Genomic DNA, 24468 nt, shown 5'->3' with positions numbered 1-24468 from the left:
ACTCCCTCGTTGAACACAGCACGGCTTCCCGGGCCTCCGGCGCATTGATGCCGGTTTCTGCAGGGGTGGGGCACGCGTTAGCGTCTCGCACGCTTCCCCGTGAGTTCCTCAGCTTCCGGCTTGGCGGAGAAGAGTACGGCATCGACATCCTGACGGTGCAGGAGATCCGCAGCTACGAAGCCCCGACCCGCATTGCCAATGCCCCTTCCTTTGTGCTGGGCGTGGTCAACCTGCGCGGCGTCATCGTTCCCATCCTGGATCTGCGGCTCAAGCTGGGCTGCGCCACCGCCGAGTACAACGACTTCACCGTTGTCATCGTGCTGACGGTGATGGACCGGGTGATCGGCGTGGTGGTGGACTCGGTGTCTGACGTCCTGGAAATCGCGCCTGCCAACATCAAGCCGGCGCCGACGATGTCATCCGCCGTGGACTCCGGCCATATCCTCGGCATGGGTTGTCTGGGCAGCGGCAATGATCAGCGGCTGTTGATCCTCACCGACATCCAGGCCATGCTGATGAGTCCGGAGATGGGTCTGTTCAATGCGCCGGAACTGCTGGCGGACTGATTCAACTCAAGGCCTTCACCGGCGCCGGTCCCACGGCGCCGTGTCTCCGCCAAAGCGCTGCGCGAGAAATTCGATCAGCAGCCGCAGTGGCATCGGTTGGTGACGCCGGGTGAGATACACCGCCTGAATGTCGATCGGGTCGAGCTCGTATTCCGGCAGCACCTGCTGCAAGCGGCCCTCGAGCAGCTGATCGCCAATCAGATAGGTCGGCAGCATCGCAATGCCGGCGCCCGCCTGGACGGCGGACAGCACCACCGCCGTTTCATTCGCCACGAGAGGTCCGCTTACCGGCACGGTGACGGACGCCAAGTCACTTGCCGAGCGTTTGGTCAGTCGATACGCGGGCGCAAAACCAGTGCTGTGCAGGACGCAGGCGTGCGCGCGCAGATCGTCGGGATGCTTCAAGGCCGGCGCTCGTTTCAGGTAGGCCGGCGAGGCGCAGAGCACGGACCGGCACGTGGCCAGACGCCGCGCCACCAGCGTGGGGTCCACGCGATTGCTGATGCGAATGGCCAGGTCGATACGGTCCTGGACCAGATCCACCGTGCGGTCCACCATCATCAGGTCGATCTCGACCTTCGGATGCAAGGCCTGGAACTCCACCACCGCTGCCGTCAATTGCGCTGACGCAAACGTCGGAGACGACGTCAGCCGCAACCGCCCCTGCGCTTCCACACTTCCAGAACCCGCTTGGGCCACCACATCGTCGGCCAGGTGGAGCATCTCGCGGCAGGTGATCAGGGCCTGCTGACCGGCGTCCGTCAATGTGAGTCGCCGCGTCGTGCGGTGAAGCAGCCGCACGCCCAGCCAGTCTTCCAGGCCTTCCAGATAGCGGCTGGCCATGGCGCGCGACATGTCCCGCGCATCGGCAGCCGCACTCACGCTGCCGCGGTCAACGATCTCAACGAACACCTGCATGGCAGTGAGACGGTCCACGATTGGCTCGATTCAGTTGACAATTATTCAATTGGGATGAAGTTTATCGCCGTTAAGCTACTCAATACAGTCAGCGACATGGCAAACGTTCTGCCGTTCAGGAGATATCGATGACTGTGCTTCATACCCTTGCCAGCGCGGCTGGCACTGCCGCTGCGGCTGCCGCACTGACCTTGAATGCGGGCGTTGCCCAGGCTCAGGCCCCATCCCAATCTCAGCCCCTTCCCGAAGTTCAGGCCTCGCCGCTGAGCCTGTCCGTCTATCACGCCGGTGCCGACAGCTTCCATGTCAATTCGGTGCTGGTGTCCGGCAAGACGGATGCGGTGCTGCTCGACACCGGTTTCACCCGTGCGGATGCCCTGCGCATTGCGGCGATGGTGCTGGACAGCCACAAGACGCTGAAGACCATCTACATCAGCCAGCCGGACCCGGATTACTACTTTGGGATCAACCTGCTGAAGTCGTACTTCCCGCAGGCCAGGGTGGTCGCCACTGCTGCCACAGTCAGGAAGATCGAAGCCACACTGCCGACCAAGCTGGCCTTCTGGCCGCCGAAGATGGGTGCCAATGCGCCGCAGGGCGTGAGCCTGCCCGAGGTCCTGAACACCGACGCGCTGGAACTGGAAGGACAGACGCTGGAGATCCGCGGCACGGACGACCGGCTCCCGCATCGCAGTTATGTGTGGATTCCGTCGATCCAGGCGGTGGTGGGCGGCGTGAACGTGTTTGGCGGACTGCACGTCTGGACGGCAGATGCCACCAGTGCTGAAGACCGCGCGGCCTGGGCGCGCAAGCTCAGCGACATTGCCGCGCTGCAGCCGAAGGTGGTGGTACCGGGGCACTCGGCACCGGGCGCGGTGGAAGACGTGTCCCAGGTGGTCTACACACAGACCTATCTGCAGCGCTGGGATGCGGCGCTGAAGACAACAAAGAACAGCGCGGAATTGATCGACACCATGAAGGCCGCCTATCCGGACGCGGGGCTCGGCATTGCTTTGGACATTGGCGCCAAAGTGGCCAAGGGCGAGATGGCCTGGTGATGGATGAAACGCCGGAACACCGAATGAATACGCAGACGCAACCTGGACCGACCGTCCTCTATGTGATGGATGCCTACTGTGGCTGGTGCTGGGGATTCTCGAAGCGGGTCAGTGACTTCGAAGTGGCCAATCGACATCGAGTCGCCTTCGCGGTGATCAGCGGCGGCCTGTTCATCGGACCGCGCGCCGCTCCGCTCTCTCACTATCCTTTCATTGCCGAGGCCAATGACCGCATCGCGGCCATGACAGGCGCTGTGTTCGGCGACGACTATCAGGCCGTGCTGCGTCAGGGCGACCTGGTGATGGACTCGCTCGACGCGGCCGCTGCGCTGGCGGCACTTCGTGCGCAGGCCCCGGACCGTGCATTGCATTGGGCCCATGCATTGCAGGCGGCTTTTTATGAGCGCGGTGAGAGTTTGTCTTCGGTCGACACTGTGGCAGCGGTCGCCCGAGCGGGTGGGCTGGACGAGGCTCAGGTGCTGCGCTGCCTGGACGACGGCACCGCGCGGTCATGGGCGCTCGCGGACTTCGAGCGGGCTCAGCGGCTGGGCGTCAGCAGCTATCCAACGCTGCTCTTCGTCCGCGGCGATGCGGTGCACCGGCTGCCCGGGACCGGCGCGACGCTGGAGGCATTGAATCGGGCGCTTGATTCACTGCTGGGAGACCGCTAGCGCTGGACGTCCGATGGCTCGGAGCCGCCGTGCATGCGGCAGGCGACGGAGACGCCTCCCTTGAACTGGCGAAGATGCACAGGGTCAGCGGCCTCTAAGGCGAGCAGATCAATGCATGACTGCTGGCCGCCATACACAGTTCCAAGGTCTGCCAGGCGTCGAGAGACGAGGCTCTGACACTGTTCGACGACTTGGCGCGAGGAAGGGAGTGAAAGCCTGACGCAGAGCCGCTACAGTCAGCCCATGACGATCACCCACTCGCGACTGGCCGGCCACGCGCTGGTCGAGGCCCTGATGGCCCAGGGGGTCACCACCGTCTTCGGTGTCCCTGGTGAAAGTTACCTCGCCGTGCTCGACGGCCTGCATGAGCACCGCGACAGGATCCGCTTCATCGGCTGCCGCCACGAGGGCGGCGCTGCCTTCATGGCCGAGGCCGCCGGCAAGCTGACCGGAAGGCCCGGCGTCTGCCTGGTCACCCGCGCCCCCGGCGCCACCAATGCCAGCATCGGCCTGCATACGGCCTTCCAGGACTCCACGCCGATGGTGCTGCTCATCGGCCAGGTGGCCTCCGACCAACGCGATCGCGAAGCCTTCCAGGAAGTCGATTACCGCCAGATGTTCGGCCCCGGCACCCTCGGCATGGCCAAATGGGTGGCCGAAGTGGAGGACGCCGACCGGTTGCCGGAGTACATCGCCCGCGCCTTCCATACGGCCCAGCAGGGACGCCCGGGGCCGGTGGTGCTGGCCTTGCCCGAAGACATGCTCACCTCGCTCACGGCCGCCCCGGTGCTGCCGCGGGTCACGCCTGCGGTCGCGTGGCCCTCTCCGCACGATCTGATGGCCCTGCAGGCCCGCCTGGAGAATGCAGAGCGTCCGCTGCTGCTGCTGGGCGGCGGCGGCTGGACACCACAAGCCACCGAAGCCCTGCAGCACTTCGCCCGCACCTGGCACTTGCCGGTCGCCTGCGTCTTCCGGCGCCAGGACCTGTTCGACAATCGCGATGCGCTGTACGCAGGCGACGTCGGCATCGGCATCAATCCGGCGCTGGCCCAGCGCGTGAAGGACGCCGACCTGATCCTTGCCGTCGGCCCGCGTCTGGGGGAGATGACCACCGGGGGGTATGAACTTCTCCAGCCGCCTCGCCCGCATCAGCAGCTGGTGCACCTCCATGCCGGTGCGGAAGAACTGGGCCGGGTGTATGCCGCCGACCAGGTCATCCAGGCCAGCATGAGTGTGGCGGCACTGGCGCTCCAGACCCTGCGACCGGACGACAGTTTCGTCTTCCCATGGACCGAATGGACGTCCGCCGCGCATGCGGACTACCAGCGCAATCAGCAGGGCACGCCGGTCCAGCCGATGGACATGACGGCCGTCATCCAGCTGCTGAACCGCCTGCTGCCGCCCGACACGATCTTCACTAATGGCGCGGGCAATTACAGCGGCTGGCTGCATCGTTTCCACCGCTATCCGGCCCTGCACCAGGGCGGCCGAACGCAGCTGGCGCCCACCAGCGGCGCCATGGGCTATGGCTTCCCGGCTGCCGTCGCCGCCAGCCTGCTCCAGAAAGACCGCTGGGTGGTCAACATCGCCGGTGACGGCGACTTCCTGATGACCGGCCAGGAGATGGCCACCGCCATGGCGCACGGCGCACGCCGGCTGATCTGCATCGTGGTGGACAACGGCAGCTACGGCACCATCCGCATGCATCAGGAACGTGAATATCCAGGCCGCACCAGCGGCAGCGATCTGCACAACCCCGACTTCGCCGCGCTGGCGCGCGCTTACGGCTGGTCCGGCCTGACCGCCGAGCACACGGAAGCGGTGGAACCGGCGCTGCGGGAAGCCGTGCGAAGCCAGCAACCGACGCTCATCCACATCAAGCTGCCGGTGGACGTATCCACCAGCCGCACCACGCTCACCCGAATCCGGGAGGCCGCCCTCGATCGGCAGGCCCAGGCTCGGGGACAATGAGCGCATGTCTTCTTCTGCCGCCCCTTCCATCCCCTTCACCCTGCGTGGCGAGTTCATCGAGCTCGACAAGCTGCTCAAGGCCTGCGGCCTGGTCGACAGCGGCGGCGCCGCGCGTCACCTGATCAGCGAAGGCCAGGTGCAGGTGGACGGTGCCACCGAACTGCGCAAGACCGCCAAGATCCGCGCGGGCCAGGTGGTCGCCTTCGCCGGGCAACGGATTGAAGTGGCTGCCGCCCCCTGATCTTCACTGGCCCGCGCCGGACCGCGGGTGTGCCGCGGACGATGCGTCTGGGCCCTGACGGAGTTTTCAGATGACCTCTCCCATTCCCAGCATCGGGTTTTCCACCTGCGATCTGTGTGACTCGCTGAAGGCCGACACCAGCGGCTCGATCCGCTGGTTGCCGGGCAGCCTCTACCGCAGCTATGGGGGCTTTGACCGCTTCGCCGGCCCCATCGCCACGGTGCGGTGCCTGGAGGACAACTCGCGGGTCAAGGCCGCGGTGGAAAGCTTTGGTGCCGGGCGGGTGCTGGTGGTCGATGGCGGCGGGTCACTGCGCCGGGCTCTGCTGGGGGGCAACCTCGCCGCGAGCGCGGCCAAGAATGGGTGGGCGGGCGTGCTCATCCATGGTGCGGTGCGGGATCTGGCGGAGCTCAAGGCCGCGCCGGTGGGCATCTTTGCGCTGGGGCATGTGCCGATGCCCACGGACCGCCGAGCGCAGGGCGTCGAAGACGTGCCGGTGCAGATCGAGGGCCAGTGGTTGCGGCCCGGCGAATGGATCTACGCTGATGAAGACGGTGTGGTGATCACGCCGGGGCCGGCGCATCCGGCGCACTAGGCGTACCAGGCGCACCAGGCGGGACGGGCGCAGCGGACCCAGCGCCTCAGCGCCCCCAGCGCCGCCCCCCAGCGCCCTTTACGCAAACACCGTCAACAGCCGGTCCAGCCCGCCGTCATGGATGGCGACCATCGCCTGCTCGCGCACCTTCGGCTTGGCGTGATAGGCCACGGACAGCCCTGCAGCGCCCATCATGATCAGGTCATTGGCCCCGTCGCCCACGGCGATGCACTGGGCCGGCGTGGCGCCGATCTGCTCGGCGCAGGACAGCATCATGCGGCGCTTCTCTTCGCCGTCGCAGATGTCGCCCCAGTCCTGCATGCAGAGCCCGCCGGTCAGGTGGCCGTTCACGATCTCCAGCTCATTGCTGCGCATGAAATCGATGCCCAGTCGCTCGGCCACATGCCGCGCGAAGAAGGTGAATCCTCCCGACACCAGCACCAGTTTTAGACCCGCAGCCTTAAGTGCGGCGCAGAGCGTCTCTGCGCCGGGGTTGAAGCGCAGGCGCTGATGCAGCACTTCGTCCAGCGCCGTGGCGGGTACCCCCTTGAGCAGGGCCAGACGGCGGCGCAGGCTGTCCTTGAAATCGGTGATCTCGCCCCGCATCGCCGCTTCGGTGATGGCCGCCACTTCCGCCTTCTTGCCGGCCACATCGGCGATCTCGTCGATGCATTCGATCGAGATCAGCGTCGAATCCATGTCGAAGGCAGCCAGACGGAAGTCGCTCAGGCGCAGCGGCGGGGTGACATGTTGAAGGACCAGCGGGGACAGCTCGGCGGACATGGCGGGCACTCGTTTGAAGGGAATGGACAAAAATGAAGGAGAGCGACACAGAACGGGCGGGGACCGGAGCGGACGGTAGAAAACCGACCGGGCGTCAGCTTAACTGACGCCGCCCCGCGTCGTCATCGGGCCTGGATGGCGATGCATGACCTGGAGCTCCATCACGCAGACGCGCACTCCATGAACGCGCATTACGTGAACGCATCACGTGAGCGCATCCCTAGAACGCATCACGCCGTCGTCGTCGGCGCCCCCAACAGCCGCAGCACTTCGCGCACTGCCTGAGCGCGGTCCTTGGGATCGGTCAGCGCTTTGTCGATGCGCAGCTTCTCATTGCCCACCAGCTTGATGTTGCGATTCTTCTGCACCAGCTCGATCACCCGCAAGGCATCAATCGGCGGATTCGGACGGAAGTTGATGTTGATGACGGTGGGCGCCGCATCAATCTTCAGCACCCCGTAGGGCTTGGCCAGCACCCGCAGCCGGTGGGTGTCGAACAGGGTCTGGCCCTGTGGCGGCAGCTTGCCAAACCGGTCGGTGATCTCTTCCAGCATGGCATCGATCTGATCCGCCTTGTCAGCCGTGGCCAGCCGCTTGTAGAGCGACAGGCGCTGATGCACATCGCCGCAGTACGCGTCCGGCAGCAGCGCTGGCGCATGCAGGTTGATCTCGGTGGTGGCGGACAGCGGGCTGAGCAGATCCGGTTCACGACCCGCCTTAAGGGAGCGCACCGCCTCGGACAGCATGTCGTTGTAGAGCTGGAAGCCCACTTCCATCATGTTGCCGCTCTGGTTCTCGCCCAGCACTTCGCCGGCACCACGGATTTCCAGGTCGTGCATCGCCAGGTAGAAACCAGAGCCCAGCTCTTCCATGTTCTGGATCGCCTCCAGGCGCTGCGCCGCCTGTTTGGTCAGGCCTTCGATGTCCGGCACCATCAGGTAGGCGTAGGCCTGATGGTGGGAACGGCCCACGCGGCCCCGCAGCTGATGCAACTGCGCGAGGCCGAACTTGTCCGCGCGGCTGATCACAATGGTGTTGGCACTGGGCACGTCGATGCCGGTCTCGATGATGGTGGAGCACAGCAGCAGGTTGTGCTTGCCGCCCACGAACTCCCGCATCACCCGCTCCAGCTCCCGCTCCGGCATCTGCCCGTGGGCCACAACGATGCGGGCCTCGGGCAGCAGCTCCTGCAGCTTCATGCGGCGGTTCTCGATGGTCTCCACTTCGTTGTGCAGGAAGTAGACCTGGCCGCCGCGCTTGAGTTCCCGCAGCACCGCTTCGCGGATGGTGCCGCTGTTTTCGCTGCGCACGAAGGTCTTGATCGCGAGCCGGCGTTGCGGCGCGGTGGCGATGACACTCAGGTCCCGCAGGCCTTCCAGCGCCATACCCAGGGTCCGCGGGATGGGCGTGGCGGTCAGGGTCAGCACATCGACCTCGGCCCGCATCGCCTTCATCGCTTCCTTGTGGCGGACGCCAAAGCGGTGTTCTTCGTCAATCACCAACAGGCCCAGGCGTTTGAACTTCACATCGGCCGACAACAGCTTGTGGGTGCCGATGACGATGTCGATCGAGCCATCCGCCAGGCCTTCCATCGCGGCCTTGATTTCCTTGGTGGAGCGGAAGCGGCTCATTTCCGCCACCTTGACCGGCCATTTGCCGAAACGGTCCGCGATGTTCTGGAAGTGCTGCTCGGCCAGCAGCGTGGTGGGCGCCAGTACCGCCACCTGCTTGCCGCCCATCACCGCAACAAACGCAGCCCGCAAAGCGACCTCGGTCTTGCCGAAGCCCACGTCGCCGCAGACCAGACGGTCCATCGGACGTGGGCTGATCATGTCCTGGATCACCGCATGGATGGCCGCGCGCTGGTCCGGCGTTTCTTCGAAGCCGAAGCTGGCGGCAAAGGCCTCGTAGTCGTGTGGCGAGTAGCGGAAGGCATGGCCTTCGCGAGCCGCGCGCCGTGCATAGAGGTTGAGCAGTTCGGCGGCGGTGTCGCGCACCTGTTCGGCGGCCTTGCGGCGGGCCTTGTCCCATTGGCCCGACCCCAGCTTGTGAAGCGGCGCCTCTTCCGGGCTGACGCCGGTATAGCGGCTGATCAGGTGCAGTTGGGCCACCGGCACATAGAGCGTGGCCTTGTCGGCATATTCCAGGTGCAGGAATTCGCTGGGGCCTTCGCCCAGGTCGATGTTGATCAGGCCCAGATAACGGCCAATGCCGTGGCTGGTGTGCACCACCGGATCGCCGACCTTGAGTTCGGAGAGGTCCTTGATCAGTGCATTGACGTCACTGACCTGCTCCTGCTTGCGACGCCGCCGGGTGGTCGGCGTGGTGGCGAAGAGTTCGGTTTCGGTGAAGAGTTGAAGGATGACGGGATCGTCGGCAGTACCTGCCTGGGCCTTCGCCTCTGCCGCAGCGCCGGTCACCGTGCCGGCGGGCGTTACCGACGGATTCAACCAGCTGAAGCCGGCGGCCAGCGGTGCGGCCGTGATGGCAAAGCGCTCGTTGCCGGCCAGGAACTCCGCCAGGTCCTTCACCGAGGGCGGATCGATCTTGTTGTCCCGCAGCAGCTCCAGCAGGCTTTCCCGACGGCCTTCGCTTTCCGCCAGCAGCAGCACCCGATGGGAGGTGCTCTTGAGGTGGCCGGCCAGCCGCGCCAGCGGCTCCTGCGCACCGCGCTCCACGCTCACATCCGGGAGCGGCCGGGCATAGTCCACCGGTTCGCGGCCGCGGACGGACAGCACCGCATGCCGGTGCGTCGCGCCAAAGAAGTCTTCCGGTCGGAGATAGATCTCTTCCGGCGGCAGGATGGGCCGCTCGGGGTCATGCTGCAGGAAGCGATGGCGCTCGCGTGTGTCCGCCCAGAAGCGCTGCAGCGCCTCGTCCACTTCGCCGTGCAGCACCAGGCCGGCCTCGGCGGGCAGGTAATCGAACAGGGTGGCCACCTGGTCGAAGAACAGCGGCAGGTAGTACTCGATGCCGGCGGTGGCGATGCCGGTGTCGATGTCCTTGTAGATGCGCGACCGGGTCGGGTCGCCGTCCATCTTCTCGCGCCAGCGGGCCCGGAAGGCCTTGCGTGAGGCCTCGTCCATCGGAAACTCGCGGCCGGGCAGCAGGCGCACGTCCGGCACCGGATAGAGGCTGCGCTGGCTGTCCGGGTCGAAGACGCGGATCGAGTCCACCTCGTCGCCGAACAGGTCCACCCGGTAGGGCACGTTCGAGCCCATCGGGAACAGGTCGATCAGGCCGCCGCGCACCGCATATTCACCGGGCGACACCACCTGGCTCAAATGCTGGTAGCCGCCCAGCGTCAGCTGCTGCTTCAGCGCCGATTCATCCAGCCGCTGCTTCTGCTTGAAATTGAAGGTGGTGGCCGCCAGAAAGGCGGGCGGCGCGAGGCGGGTGAGGGCGGTGGTGGCGGGCAGCAGCACCACATCCAGGTCGCGGTCGGCCACGCCGCGTCCATTGGCCTGCAGCAGGCGCCACAGCGTGGCCAGTCGCTCGGAGATCAGGTCCTGATGGGGACTGAAGTTGTCATACGGCAGCGTCTCCCAGTCGGGGAAAACCGCCACCCGCAGGCCGGGGGCGAAGAACTTGAGCTCATCTTCCAGCCGCTGGATGTCCCCGGGCTCGGCGGTCACCACCACGGTCAGGCGTCCGGCGGCCAGTTGCTGCTGGGCGAAGGTCGCCAGCAACAGCGCGTCGGCGGAACCGATGGGGCGGGGTTGTGTGAAGCGTTTACCGGGGGCGATGGAAGACAGCTGCATGGCGCACAAATGAAGACAGCCCCGAGAGGGGCGTGACGGGATTGTAGGGAGTGTGGGCAACCCGCGTGCGTGCGGGGTGGATGAACACGGGATCAGGTTCCTGCCTCGGACGGGGGAACTTGTGACGGGTTTCGGCGGGGTCCGAGGGGGTGACTCACCCATGGAGGCAATTGGTCGTCGGCGAGGGCGTTTTGAGAATGAAGGCCATCGGCAACTCCGCATTCCTCCTCTGTGAACCTCGTGTCTTCGCTCGCGCCGTGGTCGGCGCATCGGTCCTGTCTGTCATCGATTTCATCTCCGCCCACGGTCCGCGGGGTGGCCCTGGCCGTCGCCCTGTTGGTCGGCGGGTTGTCAGCTGTGCCGGCGCCCGTGCTGGCGCAAGCCGGCCTGCCGGACGCCGGCTTGCTGCGGCAAGACCCGGCCCCGCCGCCCACCCCCAAGCGTCCGCAGGACCTTTCGCGTCCGGAAGACCCGCGCCTGGCCCAGGAGGCCAAAGGCGTCGAAGGGCGCAGGGTGGTGCTCACCCAGGTGGTGGTGGAAGGCAGCACCGTCATCCCGGATGAGGCCTGGGAACAACGCCTGTCGCCGCTGCCTGAAGAAGGTTTGACGCTGCGTCAGATGCGGGCCCTGGCGGAACAGGTGCAAGGGGCGGTGCAGGAGGCCGGCCGGCCGCTGGCCGTCGCCTTCCTGCCACCGCAGGACCTGAGCGAAGGCATCCTGCGCATCCAGGTGGTGGAAGGGCGGTATGGCCAGGTGGCCAGCCAGGGGCCGCTGGCCAGCGAAGCCGCCGGCTGGATGGCACCGCTCAAACCTGGCCTGCCCATCGGCCCGGAACTGGAGCGGCAGATGCTGCTGCTGTCGGAGCTGCCCGGCGTGCGGGCGCAGGCCACGCTGTCCCCCGGCGCGGCGGTCGGCGATGCGGACGTTTCGGTGGACATCCACCCGGGCCCCACCTGGGGCGGCGAGCTCCGTGTGGACAACCACGGCAACCGTTACGCCGGCCGGAACCGGGTCGTCGGCAATGTCTACGTCAACCGGCTCCTGGTGCTGGGCGACCAGCTGACCGTCGCGGCCGGGACCGGCGATGAAGGCGGCGGTCAGGCCCAGCTGGGATATGGGCTGCCGTTGGGCGCTCAAGGCATGCGGCTGGATCTGACGACCGGCTTCAGCCGGTATGAACTGGGCCGGGAGTTCGACATCCTGGGCGCCAGCGGCAAGGTCAGCACCGTGAGCGGCACGCTGACCGTGCCGCTGCAGGTGACGCAGCGTCGTCGCGTGTCCTGGTCCTCCGGGTTGCAGGCGCAGCAGATCTCCAACCGCCAGGCTTTGTTCGAGATCGAAGACCGGCGCTCCGCCCTGGCCTGGGTGAACACGCTGCAAGGCGCGCAGTGGCTGTCCGGCGGCGGGGCGATGTGGGGACGGGTGTCGGCAGAGACCGGCCGCGTCCGCATCAAGGACCACCTGTCGCAGGAGATCGATGCGCTCACCGCACAGACCGCCGGCGGCTACCTGCTGCTGGGCATGGACGTGGCAATGCTCAAGCCGATCGGCGACTGGCAGATCTTTGGTCGAGTGGCGGGACAGGTGGGCAACCGCAATCTGGATCCGTCCAGGAAGTGGGTGCTGGGCGGGCCGAACGGCGTCCGCGCCTGGCCGACGTCCGAGGGCAGCGGGGATGACGGCGCCCTGGCGCAGATGGAAGTGCGGCGGCAGTGGGGGGTGTTCCAGCCTTTCCTGTTCGTCGATGCCGGGCGGGTGCAGATCAATCACCAGCCCTGGGTGGAAGGCCGCAACAGCCGCACCTTGTCCGGTGCTGGGCTGGGACTGCGGGTGAACAAAGGTGCATGGGCTGTGCAAAGCACGGCGGGCTGGCGGCTGGGTCCGGACCGGAACGCTCCGCAGTCCGACCCGGGCGCGAACGCGGTGCAGTTCTGGCTGACCGTCGGTTATCAGCTGTAGACCGGGCCGGGGGCGCGGCTGGTCCGCCCGCGCACCCACCGGCCCCCAACGTGTGTTTCGAGATTCCCAAGATTCACTGAATAAAGGTTCTTCATGACTGTCTCCCTTGCATCCGTCCGGCGTGATGCGTTGTCTGCTTCCGCTTCCGCCCTTTGCGCTGGGCCGTCTCTGGATCGTTCGGCGATGAACGCCTCCATCCGTGTGTCGCGCCGCTCCGCTGAACGCGGCACCCGCTGGTCCCGCGCGGCGCTGCGCTCGAGCTCCTGTGCGGGCGGGCTGTTTGCGCTGTCGCTGCTCAGCCAGGCCATGGCGCAGGCCTTGCCCGGGACGGCCACCATCGTGTCAGGGCAGGCGGATATCGCGCGCACGGCCAATTCAGTGACCCTCACGCAGGGCACCCAGCGGCTCATCACCAACTGGACCGACTTCAACGTGGGCGCCGGCAATACCGTCAGGTTCGTGCAGCCCAACGTCGATGCGGTGGCGCTGAACCGGGTGACGGGGACGACGCTCAGCACGATCGCCGGCACGATCACCGGCAATGGGCGGGTGTTCCTCGTCAACCCCAATGGGGTGTTGATGTCCGGCACGGCGAATGTGTCGCTGGGCAGCCTGGTGGTGTCCACGCGGGCCATCGACAACGACCAGTTCCTCGGCGGGAACTATCGATTCACGGGCAGCTCCACGGCGAGGGTGATCAACCAAGGCAGCATTGCGGCCAACACACCGCGCAATGACGCATATGTGGCGCTGATCGGGAGCGATGTTTCGAACGAAGGGGTGCTGGACGCCGGCAGTGGCGGGCGCATTGCACTCGTCGCTGGCGATCAGGTTCGAATCGCCCCGGAACGGCGGGACTGGGTGACGGCATCGGAGACCACCCCGGACGCCGCCATCACCAATTCAGGGTCGCTGTTTGGGCAGGGCGGCGAGGTGGTGCTGCTGCTGAAGGGAACCAACGGGTCCGCGGGGATCAACCAGTCCGGAATCATTCGAGCGGACAGCCTCATCGACGGGGCGGGCGGACGCATCGTTCTGGACGCCGGCACCCAGCGGGTGACGACCACCGGACTCATGAACGCTTCGGGCCGCTCTCAAGGGGGGCGAGTCGAGGTTCAGGGCGGCACGGTGCAGATGGGCAGCACCATCCAGGCCAATGCGGAGGAGGGGAGTGGCGGCCAGATCCAGATTCAGTCCTCCGGCGACCTGGCCGTGAACGGCGCCATCAGCCTGGAGGGAACGGGCGGCTCCGGGGGGGCGGCCCTGTTGCGATCGGGTGGGGCGCTTCAGATCGGCGCTTCGGTGGACGTCTCCGGGTCCGCCCAAGGGGGCTCCATCGAGATCGACGGTGCCACCTCCCTGACCTGGGGGGCCGGTGCAGCCCTTCGCGCGACCGGTGAGGGGGCGGGTGCGGGCGCGGGCGCGGGCGCCATCCGGCTGACCGCACCTTCGTTCACGGTCGGTAGCAGCGGGGGCATCAACCAGATGCCCGTGGCCGATCTCTTGGTGTGGCTGAATGAACATCGCAGCACCGTGGATCTGCGTGCCGCTCAGGACCTGACACTGGCCAGCAATCTTGCCAGCGATGCAGCCGGCGGCAGACTGTCGCTGACGGCTGGGCGTTCGGTGTTGATCAACAGCACCTTCCGCACGGGCACGACACCGCTCACCCTCGTGGCCAACGCCAAGGATGTCGACCTCCAGGCGGGTCGTGGCACCGGGCAGGGCGCGATTCGCATGGCTGCCAACGCTTCGCTCGTCACCGGCGGCAACGTGAGCCTGAAGGTGGGCGGCGTAGCCGGTGATGCCAACGCCGGAGAGATGGTCCTGACCACCGTCCGGGCCGGTGCGTTGTCCATCGAGTCGCCGCTCTTCGCTGGTACGGCCACCGCCAGCAACAAGGTCTACGACGGGACCTCGTCGGCGCCGCTGCAGTCGGCCACCGTGACCGGTCTCGATCTGTCCGGCAGCAATCTAGAGCTGGCCACTTCCGGCAGCTTTGCCGACAAGGGCGTGGGCACCGGCAAGGAAGTGAGGGTGCGGTACGCCGTCTCCGGCTTTGACACGGCAGAACCGGGTCGCCAGGCAGACCTGCTGCGGCAGGGCGTTGCACTGACGGCGACGTCGACCGCTGACATCACCCCGCGCACCCTGCGCGTCAGCCAGCTGACCGGCACCAGCAAGGTCTACGACGGTCTGACCACCGCCACGGCACAGATCGGCGCGGACGACCGCGTGCAAGGCGATCAGCTGACGCTCGCCGCCACCGGCAGTTTCGCGGACAAGAACGTCGGCACCGGCAAGCAGATCACCATCCAGAGTGTCCGGCTCGAGGGCGCCGACGCCGCCAACTACACGGCAGACACCAGCGGGCTGACCGCTCAGGCCGACATCACCCGGCGTCGCCTGAATCTCGTCGGCGCCTTCGCTGAGGACAAGATCTACGACGGCACGACCGCCGCCACGGTCGGTTTCGTCCGGGACGACCGCGTGGCAGGCGATGTCGTCGAGGCCGAGGCCAAGGGCACCTTCTCCAGCAAGGACGTCGGCGTCAACAAGCGGGTGCAGGTGGGGACCGTGGCATTGACCGGCACGGACGCCCGCAACTATGAGGCGACGACCTCGGAGATCTTCACCGCTGCCGACATCACCCGCCGCACCCTGACGCTGAGTGAGCTGACCGGCCAGACCAAGGTCTACGATGGCACCCGGGCTGCGACGGTCAGTTATGGCGGCAATAACCGGCTGAGCGGGGATGAGCTGTCGGTGAACGTCACGGCGCAATTCGACAGTGCCCACGCCGGTACCGGCAAGCTGGTGACCGTCACGCAGCTGGATCTTTCCGGCGCTGATGCGGGCAACTACCGCATCGACGATGCTCCGCGGACCACCACGGCGGAGATCACCCGGCGGCAGCTGGTGGTCAGCAACCTCGCCGGCCAGAACAAGGTGTACGACGGGACGCGGGTGGCGCAGGTGCAGATCGGCAGCGACGACCGCGTGGCCGGTGATGACCTGCAGTTCAGCACCACCGCCAGCTTCGACTCCAAGCAGGCGGGCATCGGCAAGCGCGTCACGGTGGATGACATCCGCCTGTCGGGCGCCAATGCTGGCGACTACCTCGTACAGAAGGCAGGCCTGTTCACCACGGCGACCATTGACCGGCGTGTCCTGTCACTGGCCGGCCTGTCCGCGCAGGACAAGCTCTACGACGGCAACGCGGTCGCCGAGGTGCGTTATGCGCGCAACGACCGGGTGGCCGGCGACCAGGTGCAGGTCTCTGCCGTCGGCAGCTTCAGCAACAAGCAGGCCGGCACCAACAAGCTGGTGACGGTGAACGGCGTGACCCTGTCCGGCATTGACGCGGACAACTATGTGGTCGAGGTCAGCGGCGACACGACCCGTGCCACCATCGATCCGCGTCTGCTGACACTCGGCGGCCTGACCGCCAGCGACAAGGTCTATGACGGCAACCGGGTGGCGCAAACCCGCTACGCCACCGACGACCGGGTAGCCGGCGACGAGCTGCAGATCCACACCACGGCCAGCTTCGACGACAAGTACGCCGGCACCGGCAAGACGGTCACGGTGAACCAGATCGGCCTGACCGGCGCCGACGCCGCCAACTATCGGTTGGAAGGGGCCGGCGCCACGACCACCGCGGCCATCGACCAGCGCCTGCTCACGCTCAGCCAGCTCGCCGCGCTGGACAAGATCTACGACCAGACGGTGCGGGCCGACGTGTCCGCCGGCGGCGACGACCGTGTGCGCGGCGACCAGCTCACGGTGGCACTGACCGGCGAATTCGACACGCGCCATGTGGGTAGGGACAAGACGGTGACGGTGACGGGCATCCGGCTGTCCGGGGACGATGCGTCGAACTATCGCGTCACCGAGGACCCGCTGACCACGCAGGCCGCCGTGACGCCGCGTACGCTGAAAGTGGGTGTGACCGCCGCAGACAAGGTCTACGACGGCAAGCGCGACGCGTCGGTGGCGTTCGGTGACGACCGGCTCGCCGGGGACCATCTGCAACTGGTGGACGGCACCCACCGTTTTGCGGACGCCAATGCGGGCAAGGACAAGACGGTGACTTCTGCCGGCTGGCAACTGATCGGCGACGACGCGGGCAACTACCGGCTGGACGCGCCGAGCTGGCAGACCTCCGCCCATATCCTGCCGCGGGTGCTGCATGTCACCGCGCCGTCGTCGGTCGAGTTCAGCAAGTCCCTGCGCCCGCAGACCCTGCCGATCGGCCACGATGCGCTGGGGATCGATCCGATCCAGGTGGTGGCCGGTTCGCTGCGCTGGGGTCCGGCCGAGGGCCTGCCCCGGGCCGCGACGCTGGCGGATCTCGCCATCCAGGGGCCCGGCGCCGGCAACTATGTGCTGGACGTACCAACGCTCACCACGCTGGCCATCGTGAAAGCGCCATTGCCGCTGCCCAGCACGAGCGGCGAATGGCTGTGCAGCGGACCGGGCCGGGGTTGCGGCGCCGTGCTGGACGCACGCCTGGGCACCGCAGGCGCGCTGCCGGGCCAGACCTCCGAGGCCGGCACGAAGCCGTCGACGCCGGCACTGGTGGTGCGACAGCGTGGCATCCAGGTGCCCACGCAGCACCTGATGGAAGACGGCGAGTAAGCGACGCTGGCACGCCATGGTGTCGCTGCCGCAGCTGCCGCAGCCGCCGGGTGTCTCGTCGTCAAAGACCGACGACGTCCACACCGGCGGTGTCGGTGTCAGCGCGCGGGCTGGATCGCGACCGTGCGCTTGCGCGGCTGCGCGGCCCGCGCCCGCAGCTGCCCACAGCCGCCGTCCACATCCTGCCCGGCGGAATCCCGCAGCTTGGTCAGAACACCCCGCTGGTGGAGACGCCGCGCAATGTCGCGCGCCTTGTCCCAGTCGGGGCGCTGGAAGGGCAGTTCCGGCACGCTGTTGTAGGGGATCATGTTCAGCACGCCGTATTTGCCCTTGAGCAGGGTGACGATGGCGTCCAGCTCATCATCCCCGTCGTTGACGCCGTCCAGCAGGGTCCACTGGTACTGGATGGGGTAGCCCGTTTCGCGGGCATACCGCTCCCCGGCGTCCACAATGTCTGCGGGTGTCAGGCGCGGTGCGCGCGGCAGCAGTTCCCGCCGCAGCGCGTCCTTGGTGGTGTGCAGGGACAGCGCGAGCGCCGGCTTCACGGGACCTCGCGCCAGGCGCTCAAACACCCGCGGGTCGCCCACGGTGGAAAACACCAGGTTCTTGTGGCCGATGTTGCCCACCGTGCCCAGCACCTCGATGGCCTCCATGACCGCTTCCAGGTTATGGGAGGGTTCGCCCATGCCCATAAAGACCACCTTCTTGACCGCACGCTGCCGGCGGGCGAGGGCCACCTGCGCCACGATCTCGGCGCTGGTCACCTGACGGATCAGTCCATCCCGACCGGTCATGCAGAACTGGCAGCCCACCGCACAGCCGACCTGGCTGGAGACACACAGGCCGTCACGCGGCAGCAGCACACTTTCCACCGTCTGGCCGTCGCCGAGGCGGACCAGCAGACGGGCGGAGCCGTCCGCGCCCGGATGCGATTCGACCAGCGTCGCCAATCCTTCCAGCTCGGCCATCAGCGCCGGCAGGGCCGCCAGCAGCGCATGCGGCAGGTAATGCTCGAGCTGACGCCGGCCCTGCGTGAGTGGCAGCGCCTGCACCCAGTGGCGCATCACCCGCTGCCGATGCGCGGCATTGGCGCCGAGGGCGGCGAGTCGTTGCTCGAGGTCTGCGATGGAAAACACGGTGCGGCGTGGAAATAAGGAGGGGGAAGAGCGGAATCCGTCGGGCGACCAGCGACCCGTGAGCCAACGGCGGATCAACCGGCGGATCAAACGTCGTATTGAACGGCGGATCAAACGGCGGACCCAACGGCGGACCCAACGGCGGTGCGAAGGCTGGCACGCGGTCAGGTCGAACCGCGCTAAGCTGCGCGCCATTCGACCGGGAGACGGCCCCGGGGAACTTCACAGGCGTCGCGAATTCTCGCCGATTTGTTCCCTGTGGATTGTGCATGGAGGGTCGCGAAGGGCAGTGAGACGCCTCCGCCGGCGCCGAATCTGGCCGGCAGCGCGCACTCCAGCCAGTCTTTGTCAGCCTCCCGGCCGCCCCGCACCTTCGGTTCGTTCCGCTCGTTCCGCCAGTCCCGTCCGTCCGTCCGTCCGTCCGCCCGTCCGCCCGTCCGCCATGATCGTCCGCGACCGCCCCTCCGGCCTCCATCTGTTCTTCATCATGAAGGGCTCGATCCTGCGCTCGATCCGCTGGACGCTGCTCGCCAACATCCTGCTGGCGGTGCTGGTCACCGTGAGCCACGGCTCCTTCTTCGACCACAAGCTGCAGGTCACGGCGCTGCCCTTCAGCCTGATGGGCCTGCCACTGGCAATCTTTCTGGGCTTTCGCAACAACGCCTGCTACGACCGCTATTGGGAAGCCCGCAAAATGTGGGGCGATGTGCTCCAGCGCTGCCGCAGCCTGGCCCGTCAGCTCGTGACGCTGGTGGAGCCCGAGAGCAGCACCAGCAGCGGCCACGCCACCGCGCACCTGCGGCGCATCCTGGACGACCGCAACTGGATGGTCCGACAACTGCCGGCCTTTGCGCATGCGCTGCGCCGGCACCTGCGGGGGCTCACCCGCCCCGATCCCGCCTGGGACCACTGGATGCCCGAGGCGGACCGCGAGGCCCTCGCGAGGGTTGGCAATCCGCCGTCCTTCCTGCTGCTGCGGCTGGCGCAGCAGCTTCAGGTCTGCCGCCGGCAGGGCCGCCTGGACACGGTGCTGGCGACTTCCATCGAGGCGCAGCTTGCCGGGCTGACAGCCTCGGCCGCCGCCTGCGAACGCATCCAGAGCTCGCCGCTGCCGTTTGCCTACACCCTGCTGCTGCACCGCACCGCCTACCTCTATTGCTTCCTGCTGCCCTTTGGCCTGGTGGACACGATGGGCTGGCTGACGCCGCTGGTCGTCGCCATCGTGGCCTACACCTTCTTCGGGCTGGATGCGGTGGGCGACGAGATTGAAGAGCCTTTTGGCGATGGCCCCAATGACCTGCCGATGGACGCCATCTGCCGCGCCATCGAGATCGACATGCTGCAGGCGCTGGGTGAACCCGAGGTGCCGCCGCCCCTCAAGCCGGTGGACTATCTGCTCACCTGAGCCGGGGCACAATCACGCCCCATGAGCGACTTTCCGATAGGCGTGGTGCCTCGTTGTTTTGCGCTGGTGCCCGCGGCGGGTGTCGGCAGCCGGTCCGGCGCGGACCGTCCCAAGCAGTATGTGCCGCTGGCCGGGCAGGCCATGATGGCGCACACGCTCGCTGCCCTGGCGGCGGTGCCGCGCATCGAAGCGACGCTGGTGGTGCTGTCGCCCGAGGACGACCAGTTCGAGCAGGCGGTGCCCGGTTTTGAGGGGCCGCGCTCCTGGGTGGCACGCTGCGGCGGTGACACGCGGGCCGAGACGGTGGCCAATGGCCTGCAGGTGCTCCGCGAACACGGCGTCGCCCCCCATGACTGGGTGCTGGTGCACGACGCCGCACGCTGCCTGCTGCAGCCGGCCTGGGTGGATCGTCTGATCGACGCCTGCCAGGACGATGAGGTCGGCGGCTTGCTGGCTTTGCCGGTGGCAGATACGCTCAAGGCGGCTGGTGCGGCTGGTGCGGCTGGTGCGGCTGGTGCGGCTGGTGCGGCTGGTGCGGCCGGCGCCGCTTCTGCGCATCCTCGCGTTGCTGCCACCGTAGACCGGCGCGGCAAGTGGGCCGCCCAGACGCCTCAAATGTTCCGCCTCGGCCTGCTCGCCCCGGCGCTCGCCGCCGGCCTGGACGGCGTGACCGATGAAGCCAGCGCGGTGGAAGCGCTGGGCCATCAGCCGTTGCTGGTCGAGGCGTCGATGGAAAATTTCAAGGTGACCTGGCCCGCGGACTTCGCATTGGCAGAGCGCTTGTTGCGCAGCCGACCCACCAGCGTGTGAAGTCGCCGTAGAACCATTCGATCACGAGGGCGCTGACGCCATCAGGCCTACAGCGACGGAGGGAAGGGTAACCGCCGGGAAGCAGCTCGCGCTCAGGCCTTCATTCCCAACCGCGGCAGCGCCCTTTCTCAAAGCAACGCAGAACTTTTGGACCGATCTATGCAAACCCCATTCCGTATCGGCGAAGGCTGGGACACCCATGCCCTTGTGACCGGCCGCCCGCTCATCCTCGGCGGGGTGACCATCCCTCACACCCACGGCCTGCTGGGCCACTCGGATGCGGACGCGCTGGCGCATGCCATCACCGACGCGCTGCTCGGTGCCGCGGCGCTGGGCGACATCGGCAAGCTGTTCCCCGACACTGCGGCGGAGTTCAAGGGCGCCGATTCGATGGTGCTGCTGGCCGAGGCCTATCGCCGCGTCAAAGAGACCGGCTGGGTCATCGGCAATCTGGACAGCACCATCATTGCGCAGGCGCCGAAGATGGCACCGCACATTCCGGCGATGCGTCAGCGGCTCGCCGAGGTGCTGGGCATCGATGCGCAGCAGATCAACGTCAAGGCCAAGACGGCCGAGAAGATGGGGCCGGTAGGGGAGTTGCGTGCCATCGAAGCGCGTGCGGTTTGCCTGCTGGTGGCCGCCAGGGGCTGAGACCACATCCACGGTTGGTCGGGGCGCAGGGCTTCACGCCGTGGCGCCTGGAAGATGGAGCCTCGGGGGACGAGGCTTCGGGCTCGGACTTCAGGGATTCGCGCGCTTCAGGGATTCGCGCGCTTCAGGCGCAGTTGCGCCACGAATCCGCTGTCTTCCGCATTGGTCAGGCGCAGTTGCGCGCCCAGCCGCTGGATCGACTTCTCCACGATGGCCAGCCCCAGGCCCGCACCGGTGGCGGCGGTCCGGGCGCTGTCGCCGCGATAAAACGGTGTGGTCAGCTTGGCCAGCTTGTCCGGCGGCACACCTGGGCCGTGGTCCCGCACGGTGAGCAGCACCCAGGCACTGTCCGCCTCGGCGGTCACTTCCACCCGCGCCGGCTCGTCGGCATGCCGACCATAGCGCCGGGCGTTCTCGAACAGGTTCAGCAGGATGCGACCAAACTCGGTCGGGTCGGTCCAGATGCGCAGCGCCGCGGAGAGCCGCACGCTGATCTGAATCTGCGCCGGGTCGCGGAAGCCCTGTGCCTCGCGCTCCACCAGTTCCCGCAGGTTCATCGCCGTCAGCTGCAGTTCGCTCGGGCGCGCATAGTCCATGAACTTGTTGATGATGGCGTCGAGCTGGTCGATGTCCTGAGCAATGAACTGGCGCGCCTGCTCATCGGTGACACTCATCTCCGCTTCCAGCCGCAAGCGGGCCAGCGGCGTGCGCAGGTCATGCGAAATGCCCGCCAGCATCACGCTGCGGTCTTCTTCCATCTTGGCCAGTTCGCGGGCCATCCGGTTGAAGCCCATATTCACCTCGCGAATTTCGCTGGTGAGGGTGCTTTCGTCCAGGCGGGAGTCATATTCGCCTTCGCGGATGCGGCTGGCGGCAATGGACAGTTCCCGCAGCGGCTGGTTGATCAGCCGTGCAATCGCCGCCGCACCCAGCAGGGAGGCGCCCAGCGCAATGACGATCCACCACCAGTTGCTGGACATGTTGGCCTGCAGCGGTGCGGGATTGGTCTGGAGCCAGAACTGGTCCGGGCCCACATCAAACCGCACCCACAGGCCGGGCACGCCGTTCAGTCCACTGGCCAGTACCGTCTGCGGGCCCAGCTTGGAGACCAGCTCCTTACGCAGGCGCTGGGCAAACGGCGTGTTCTCGTAGGGCATCCAGCGGTCGGTGGTCTCGGCCACCTCCACCTGCACCGCCTCGCTGCGCGCGAGCGACTTCACCACCGCCACGCGGTTGATCGAATCGGTGCTCGACAGCGCCACGCGAGACAGGTTGACCAGCCCGGCGAGCTGCTGGGCAGCCTCCAGAGCCTTCGGCTCCGCTTCCAGCGCCTTGAAGGTCTGTTGCCAGGCCAGCACACCCGCCGCCAGCAGCAAGGCCAGCAATGCGAAGGTTCGCCAGAAGAGGTTGAGCGCTAAGCGGGGAGGGGTCACGGCGGGTAAATGCTTTCCGTCGGTCTACGTTGGTGGAGCGGAGGCGGGCGGACCGCCCCCCACCAGCCCTGGGCTGGACGCTGCGGGCTGCCCCACCGCGGCGACGCCCGAAGGCGCAGCCGGGGGCGGCCCGTTCGGACTCAGGCCGCTTCGTCAGGCACGAAGACGTAGCCCACGCCCCAGACGGTCTGGATGAAGCGCGGCTGGGCCGGATCTTCTTCCAGCAGCTTGCGCAGACGCGACACCTGCACGTCCAGGCTGCGGTCGAAGGGTTCGAACTCGCGGCCACGGGCCAGCATCGCCAGCTTGTCACGGGACAGCGGCTGACGCGGATGGCGCACCAGCGCCTTGAGCATCGAGAACTCGCCGGTCGTCAGAGGCACCGGTTCGCCGTTTTTCGACAGCCGGCGCAGGGCCAGGTCGAATTCGAACGGGCCGAAGTTCACCGTCATCGGCTCCTTCGACGGCGCGCCCGGGGCTTCCGGCGGCGGACGGCGACGCAGCACCGCATTGATGCGGGCCAGCAGTTCGCGGGGATTGAACGGCTTGGCCAGGTAGTCGTCAGCGCCGACTTCCAGACCCACGATGCGATCCACTTCCTCGACCTTCGCGGTGAGCATGATGATGGGCGTGCTGTCCCCGGCCGCGCGCAGTCGGCGGCAGATGGACAGACCGTCCTCACCAGGCAGCATCAGGTCGAGCACGATCAGATCGACCGTCTCTCGGGTGAGCTGCTTGTTCAGCGCCTTGCTGTCCTCGGCCAGCAAGACTTCAAATCCCTCTTGCGCCAGATACCGGCGCAGCAGGTCGCGAATGCGTGCATCGTCGTCCACGACCAGGACGCGGTTGGGGCGGGTGCTGCTCTGCATGGCGGCCACTCCTGAATTTGTAACAGCGGCACTGTAAGGCCGTTTTTTCGGCTTGTTTGCGGGATGCAGCAGCCCTTACGGCTTAGTTACAACTTATGTAACGGCGGCGGTGATCCTTGGCAGCTGTCTGTGTCGTTATGCTGGTTACCCCTGACTTTGAAGGATCCCGCATGACACGAAAGCAACACTGGTTGGTGATGGGCACCCTGCTCGCAGCGGCTGCCGCAGCGCCCTGGGCGCATGCACAGGCGCCGGAACGCCGCACCGATGTGCTGAATCTGCAGGCGTCGGCCAGCATCGAAGTGGCGCGCGACATGCTGTCGCTGACCTTCTCGACCACTCGCGAGGGCAAGGAACCCGGGGGCGTGCAGACGGAACTGAAGCAGGCGCTTGAAGCAGCCCTGGCCGAAGCCCGCAAGGTCGCCAAGCCCGGCCAGGTGGATGTGGAGGCCGGCAGCCTGTCGGTGTACCCGCGCTATGGCCAGCCAACGGGCAAGGCGAGCAACCAGCCGCAGATCACCGGCTGGCAGGGCAGTGTGGAGCTGGTGGTGAAGGGCCGCGACATGGACGCCATTTCGCGCCTGACCAGCCGCATCACCTCGTTGAACATCGCCAACGTGAGCTATGGGCTGTCGCGGGAAGCCCGTGAAAAGGCGGAACAGAGCGTGGTGGCTGATGCCATCGCCAACTACAAGACCAAAGCGGGGCTGTATGCCCAGCAGTTCGGCTATCGGGGCTTCCAGATCGGCGAAGTCAGTGTGAATACCGATGGCGGCGCGCCGGAGATGGTGGGCCTGTCCCGCATGAAGACCATGGCGGCGCCCGCGGCGGACATGGCCCTGCCGGTCGAGTCCGGCAAGACCACCGTCACGGTGACGGTCAACGGCAACGTCGTGATGACGCGCTGACCGGCACCGGGGTTCGTTGGCCCGAACGGGCTGCATGGGCCCGCACTGCCTGAACCAAGTGGGCAGGCAGGATCAGGTGGATGGGCTGGCTC

Annotated in this window: 18 protein-coding genes; 12 read left to right on the top strand and 6 right to left on the bottom strand. The window is 67.0% G+C overall.

All coding sequences use genetic code 11. From position 1 onward, the window contains the following. Positions 1-47: 47 nt before the first annotated feature. Complete coding sequence (locus FHS28_RS06910) at positions 48-566, top strand: chemotaxis protein CheW (RefSeq protein WP_246409782.1); 519 nt, start codon at positions 48-50, stop codon at positions 564-566. A 15-nt stretch (positions 567-581) separates the two neighbouring features. Here the strand turns inward: FHS28_RS06910 and FHS28_RS06905 are convergent, their stop codons facing one another. Continuing rightward, a complete protein-coding gene (locus FHS28_RS06905; protein WP_088449899.1) occupies positions 582-1502 on the bottom strand; it encodes a LysR family transcriptional regulator in 921 nt (306 codons plus the stop codon). A 110-nt stretch (positions 1503-1612) separates the two neighbouring features. On the opposite strand from FHS28_RS06905, the gene FHS28_RS06900 reads away from it, so the two are divergent. The 5 genes from FHS28_RS06900 (at position 1613) to rraA (ending at position 6020) form a co-directional block, all read left to right on the top strand. After that, positions 1613-2542, top strand: coding sequence for an MBL fold metallo-hydrolase (locus FHS28_RS06900; protein ID WP_088449898.1), 930 nt, complete (start codon positions 1613-1615; stop codon positions 2540-2542). A gap of 23 nt (positions 2543-2565) precedes the next feature. Next, positions 2566-3213: a DsbA family protein gene (locus FHS28_RS06895; protein ID WP_088449897.1), complete on the top strand. Its 648-nt coding sequence runs from the start codon at positions 2566-2568 to the stop codon at positions 3211-3213. A 243-nt stretch (positions 3214-3456) separates the two neighbouring features. Beyond that, positions 3457-5184: a thiamine pyrophosphate-binding protein gene (locus tag FHS28_RS06890; protein ID WP_088449896.1), complete on the top strand. Its 1728-nt coding sequence runs from the start codon at positions 3457-3459 to the stop codon at positions 5182-5184. A gap of 4 nt (positions 5185-5188) precedes the next feature. Beyond that, positions 5189-5425 carry an RNA-binding S4 domain-containing protein gene (locus FHS28_RS06885; RefSeq protein WP_088449895.1) on the top strand — a complete coding sequence of 79 codons (237 nt, stop codon included), beginning with the start codon at positions 5189-5191 and terminating at the stop codon, positions 5423-5425. A gap of 70 nt (positions 5426-5495) precedes the next feature. Next, positions 5496-6020, top strand: a complete 525-nt coding sequence (rraA, locus tag FHS28_RS06880; RefSeq protein ID WP_088449894.1) for a ribonuclease E activity regulator RraA — start codon at positions 5496-5498, stop codon at positions 6018-6020. A 78-nt stretch (positions 6021-6098) separates the two neighbouring features. On the opposite strand, the gene serB is transcribed toward rraA, so the two are convergent. Both serB and mfd read right to left on the bottom strand, forming a co-directional pair. Then, positions 6099-6803 (bottom strand): phosphoserine phosphatase SerB, encoded by a 705-nt coding sequence (serB, locus tag FHS28_RS06875; RefSeq protein WP_088449893.1) that lies wholly within the window; start codon positions 6801-6803, stop codon positions 6099-6101. 230 nt (positions 6804-7033) lie between these two features. Continuing rightward, on the bottom strand, positions 7034-10564 hold the full coding sequence (gene mfd / locus FHS28_RS06870) for a transcription-repair coupling factor (protein WP_088449892.1): 3531 nt from the start codon (positions 10562-10564) through the stop codon (positions 7034-7036). Positions 10565-10921: 357 nt separating this feature from the next. On the opposite strand from mfd, the gene FHS28_RS06865 reads away from it, so the two are divergent. Next, positions 10922-12523 carry a ShlB/FhaC/HecB family hemolysin secretion/activation protein gene (locus FHS28_RS06865; RefSeq protein WP_310736766.1) on the top strand — a complete coding sequence of 534 codons (1602 nt, stop codon included), beginning with the start codon at positions 10922-10924 and terminating at the stop codon, positions 12521-12523. A 183-nt stretch (positions 12524-12706) separates the two neighbouring features. Next, complete coding sequence (locus FHS28_RS06860) at positions 12707-17164, top strand: YDG domain-containing protein (RefSeq protein ID WP_184294324.1); 4458 nt, start codon at positions 12707-12709, stop codon at positions 17162-17164. Between the two features lie 98 nt (positions 17165-17262). Here the strand turns inward: FHS28_RS06860 and FHS28_RS06855 are convergent, their stop codons facing one another. Further along, positions 17263-18300, bottom strand: a complete 1038-nt coding sequence (locus FHS28_RS06855) for an RNA methyltransferase (protein WP_184294322.1) — start codon at positions 18298-18300, stop codon at positions 17263-17265. 442 nt (positions 18301-18742) lie between these two features. Here FHS28_RS06855 and FHS28_RS06850 point away from each other — a divergent pair, with 442 nt between their 5' ends. The 3 genes from FHS28_RS06850 to ispF all read left to right on the top strand — a co-directional run bounded on the left by FHS28_RS06850 (position 18743) and on the right by ispF (position 21166). Further along, positions 18743-19705 (top strand): bestrophin family protein, encoded by a 963-nt coding sequence (locus tag FHS28_RS06850; protein WP_088449888.1) that lies wholly within the window; start codon positions 18743-18745, stop codon positions 19703-19705. Positions 19706-19726: 21 nt separating this feature from the next. Then, positions 19727-20515: a 2-C-methyl-D-erythritol 4-phosphate cytidylyltransferase gene (gene ispD, locus FHS28_RS06845; protein ID WP_088449887.1), complete on the top strand. Its 789-nt coding sequence runs from the start codon at positions 19727-19729 to the stop codon at positions 20513-20515. Between the two features lie 159 nt (positions 20516-20674). Beyond that, positions 20675-21166 (top strand): 2-C-methyl-D-erythritol 2,4-cyclodiphosphate synthase, encoded by a 492-nt coding sequence (gene ispF / locus FHS28_RS06840; protein WP_088449886.1) that lies wholly within the window; start codon positions 20675-20677, stop codon positions 21164-21166. A 107-nt stretch (positions 21167-21273) separates the two neighbouring features. Here the strand turns inward: ispF and FHS28_RS06835 are convergent, their stop codons facing one another. Continuing rightward, positions 21274-22599, bottom strand: coding sequence for an ATP-binding protein (locus FHS28_RS06835; RefSeq protein ID WP_088449885.1), 1326 nt, complete (start codon positions 22597-22599; stop codon positions 21274-21276). Between the two features lie 140 nt (positions 22600-22739). After that, on the bottom strand, positions 22740-23468 hold the full coding sequence (gene ompR, locus FHS28_RS06830; protein WP_058935902.1) for an osmolarity response regulator transcription factor OmpR: 729 nt from the start codon (positions 23466-23468) through the stop codon (positions 22740-22742). Between the two features lie 170 nt (positions 23469-23638). On the opposite strand from ompR, the gene FHS28_RS06825 reads away from it, so the two are divergent. Beyond that, entirely contained in the window at positions 23639-24376 is a 738-nt protein-coding gene (locus FHS28_RS06825) for an SIMPL domain-containing protein (protein ID WP_246409694.1), read from the top strand. Positions 24377-24468 lie beyond the last annotated feature (92 nt).

This window comes from Roseateles terrae, assembly GCF_014192155.1.
Classification (GTDB): Bacteria; Pseudomonadota; Gammaproteobacteria; order Burkholderiales; family Burkholderiaceae_C; genus Roseateles; species Roseateles terrae.
This window is presented reverse-complemented; position numbering and strand designations above follow the sequence as displayed.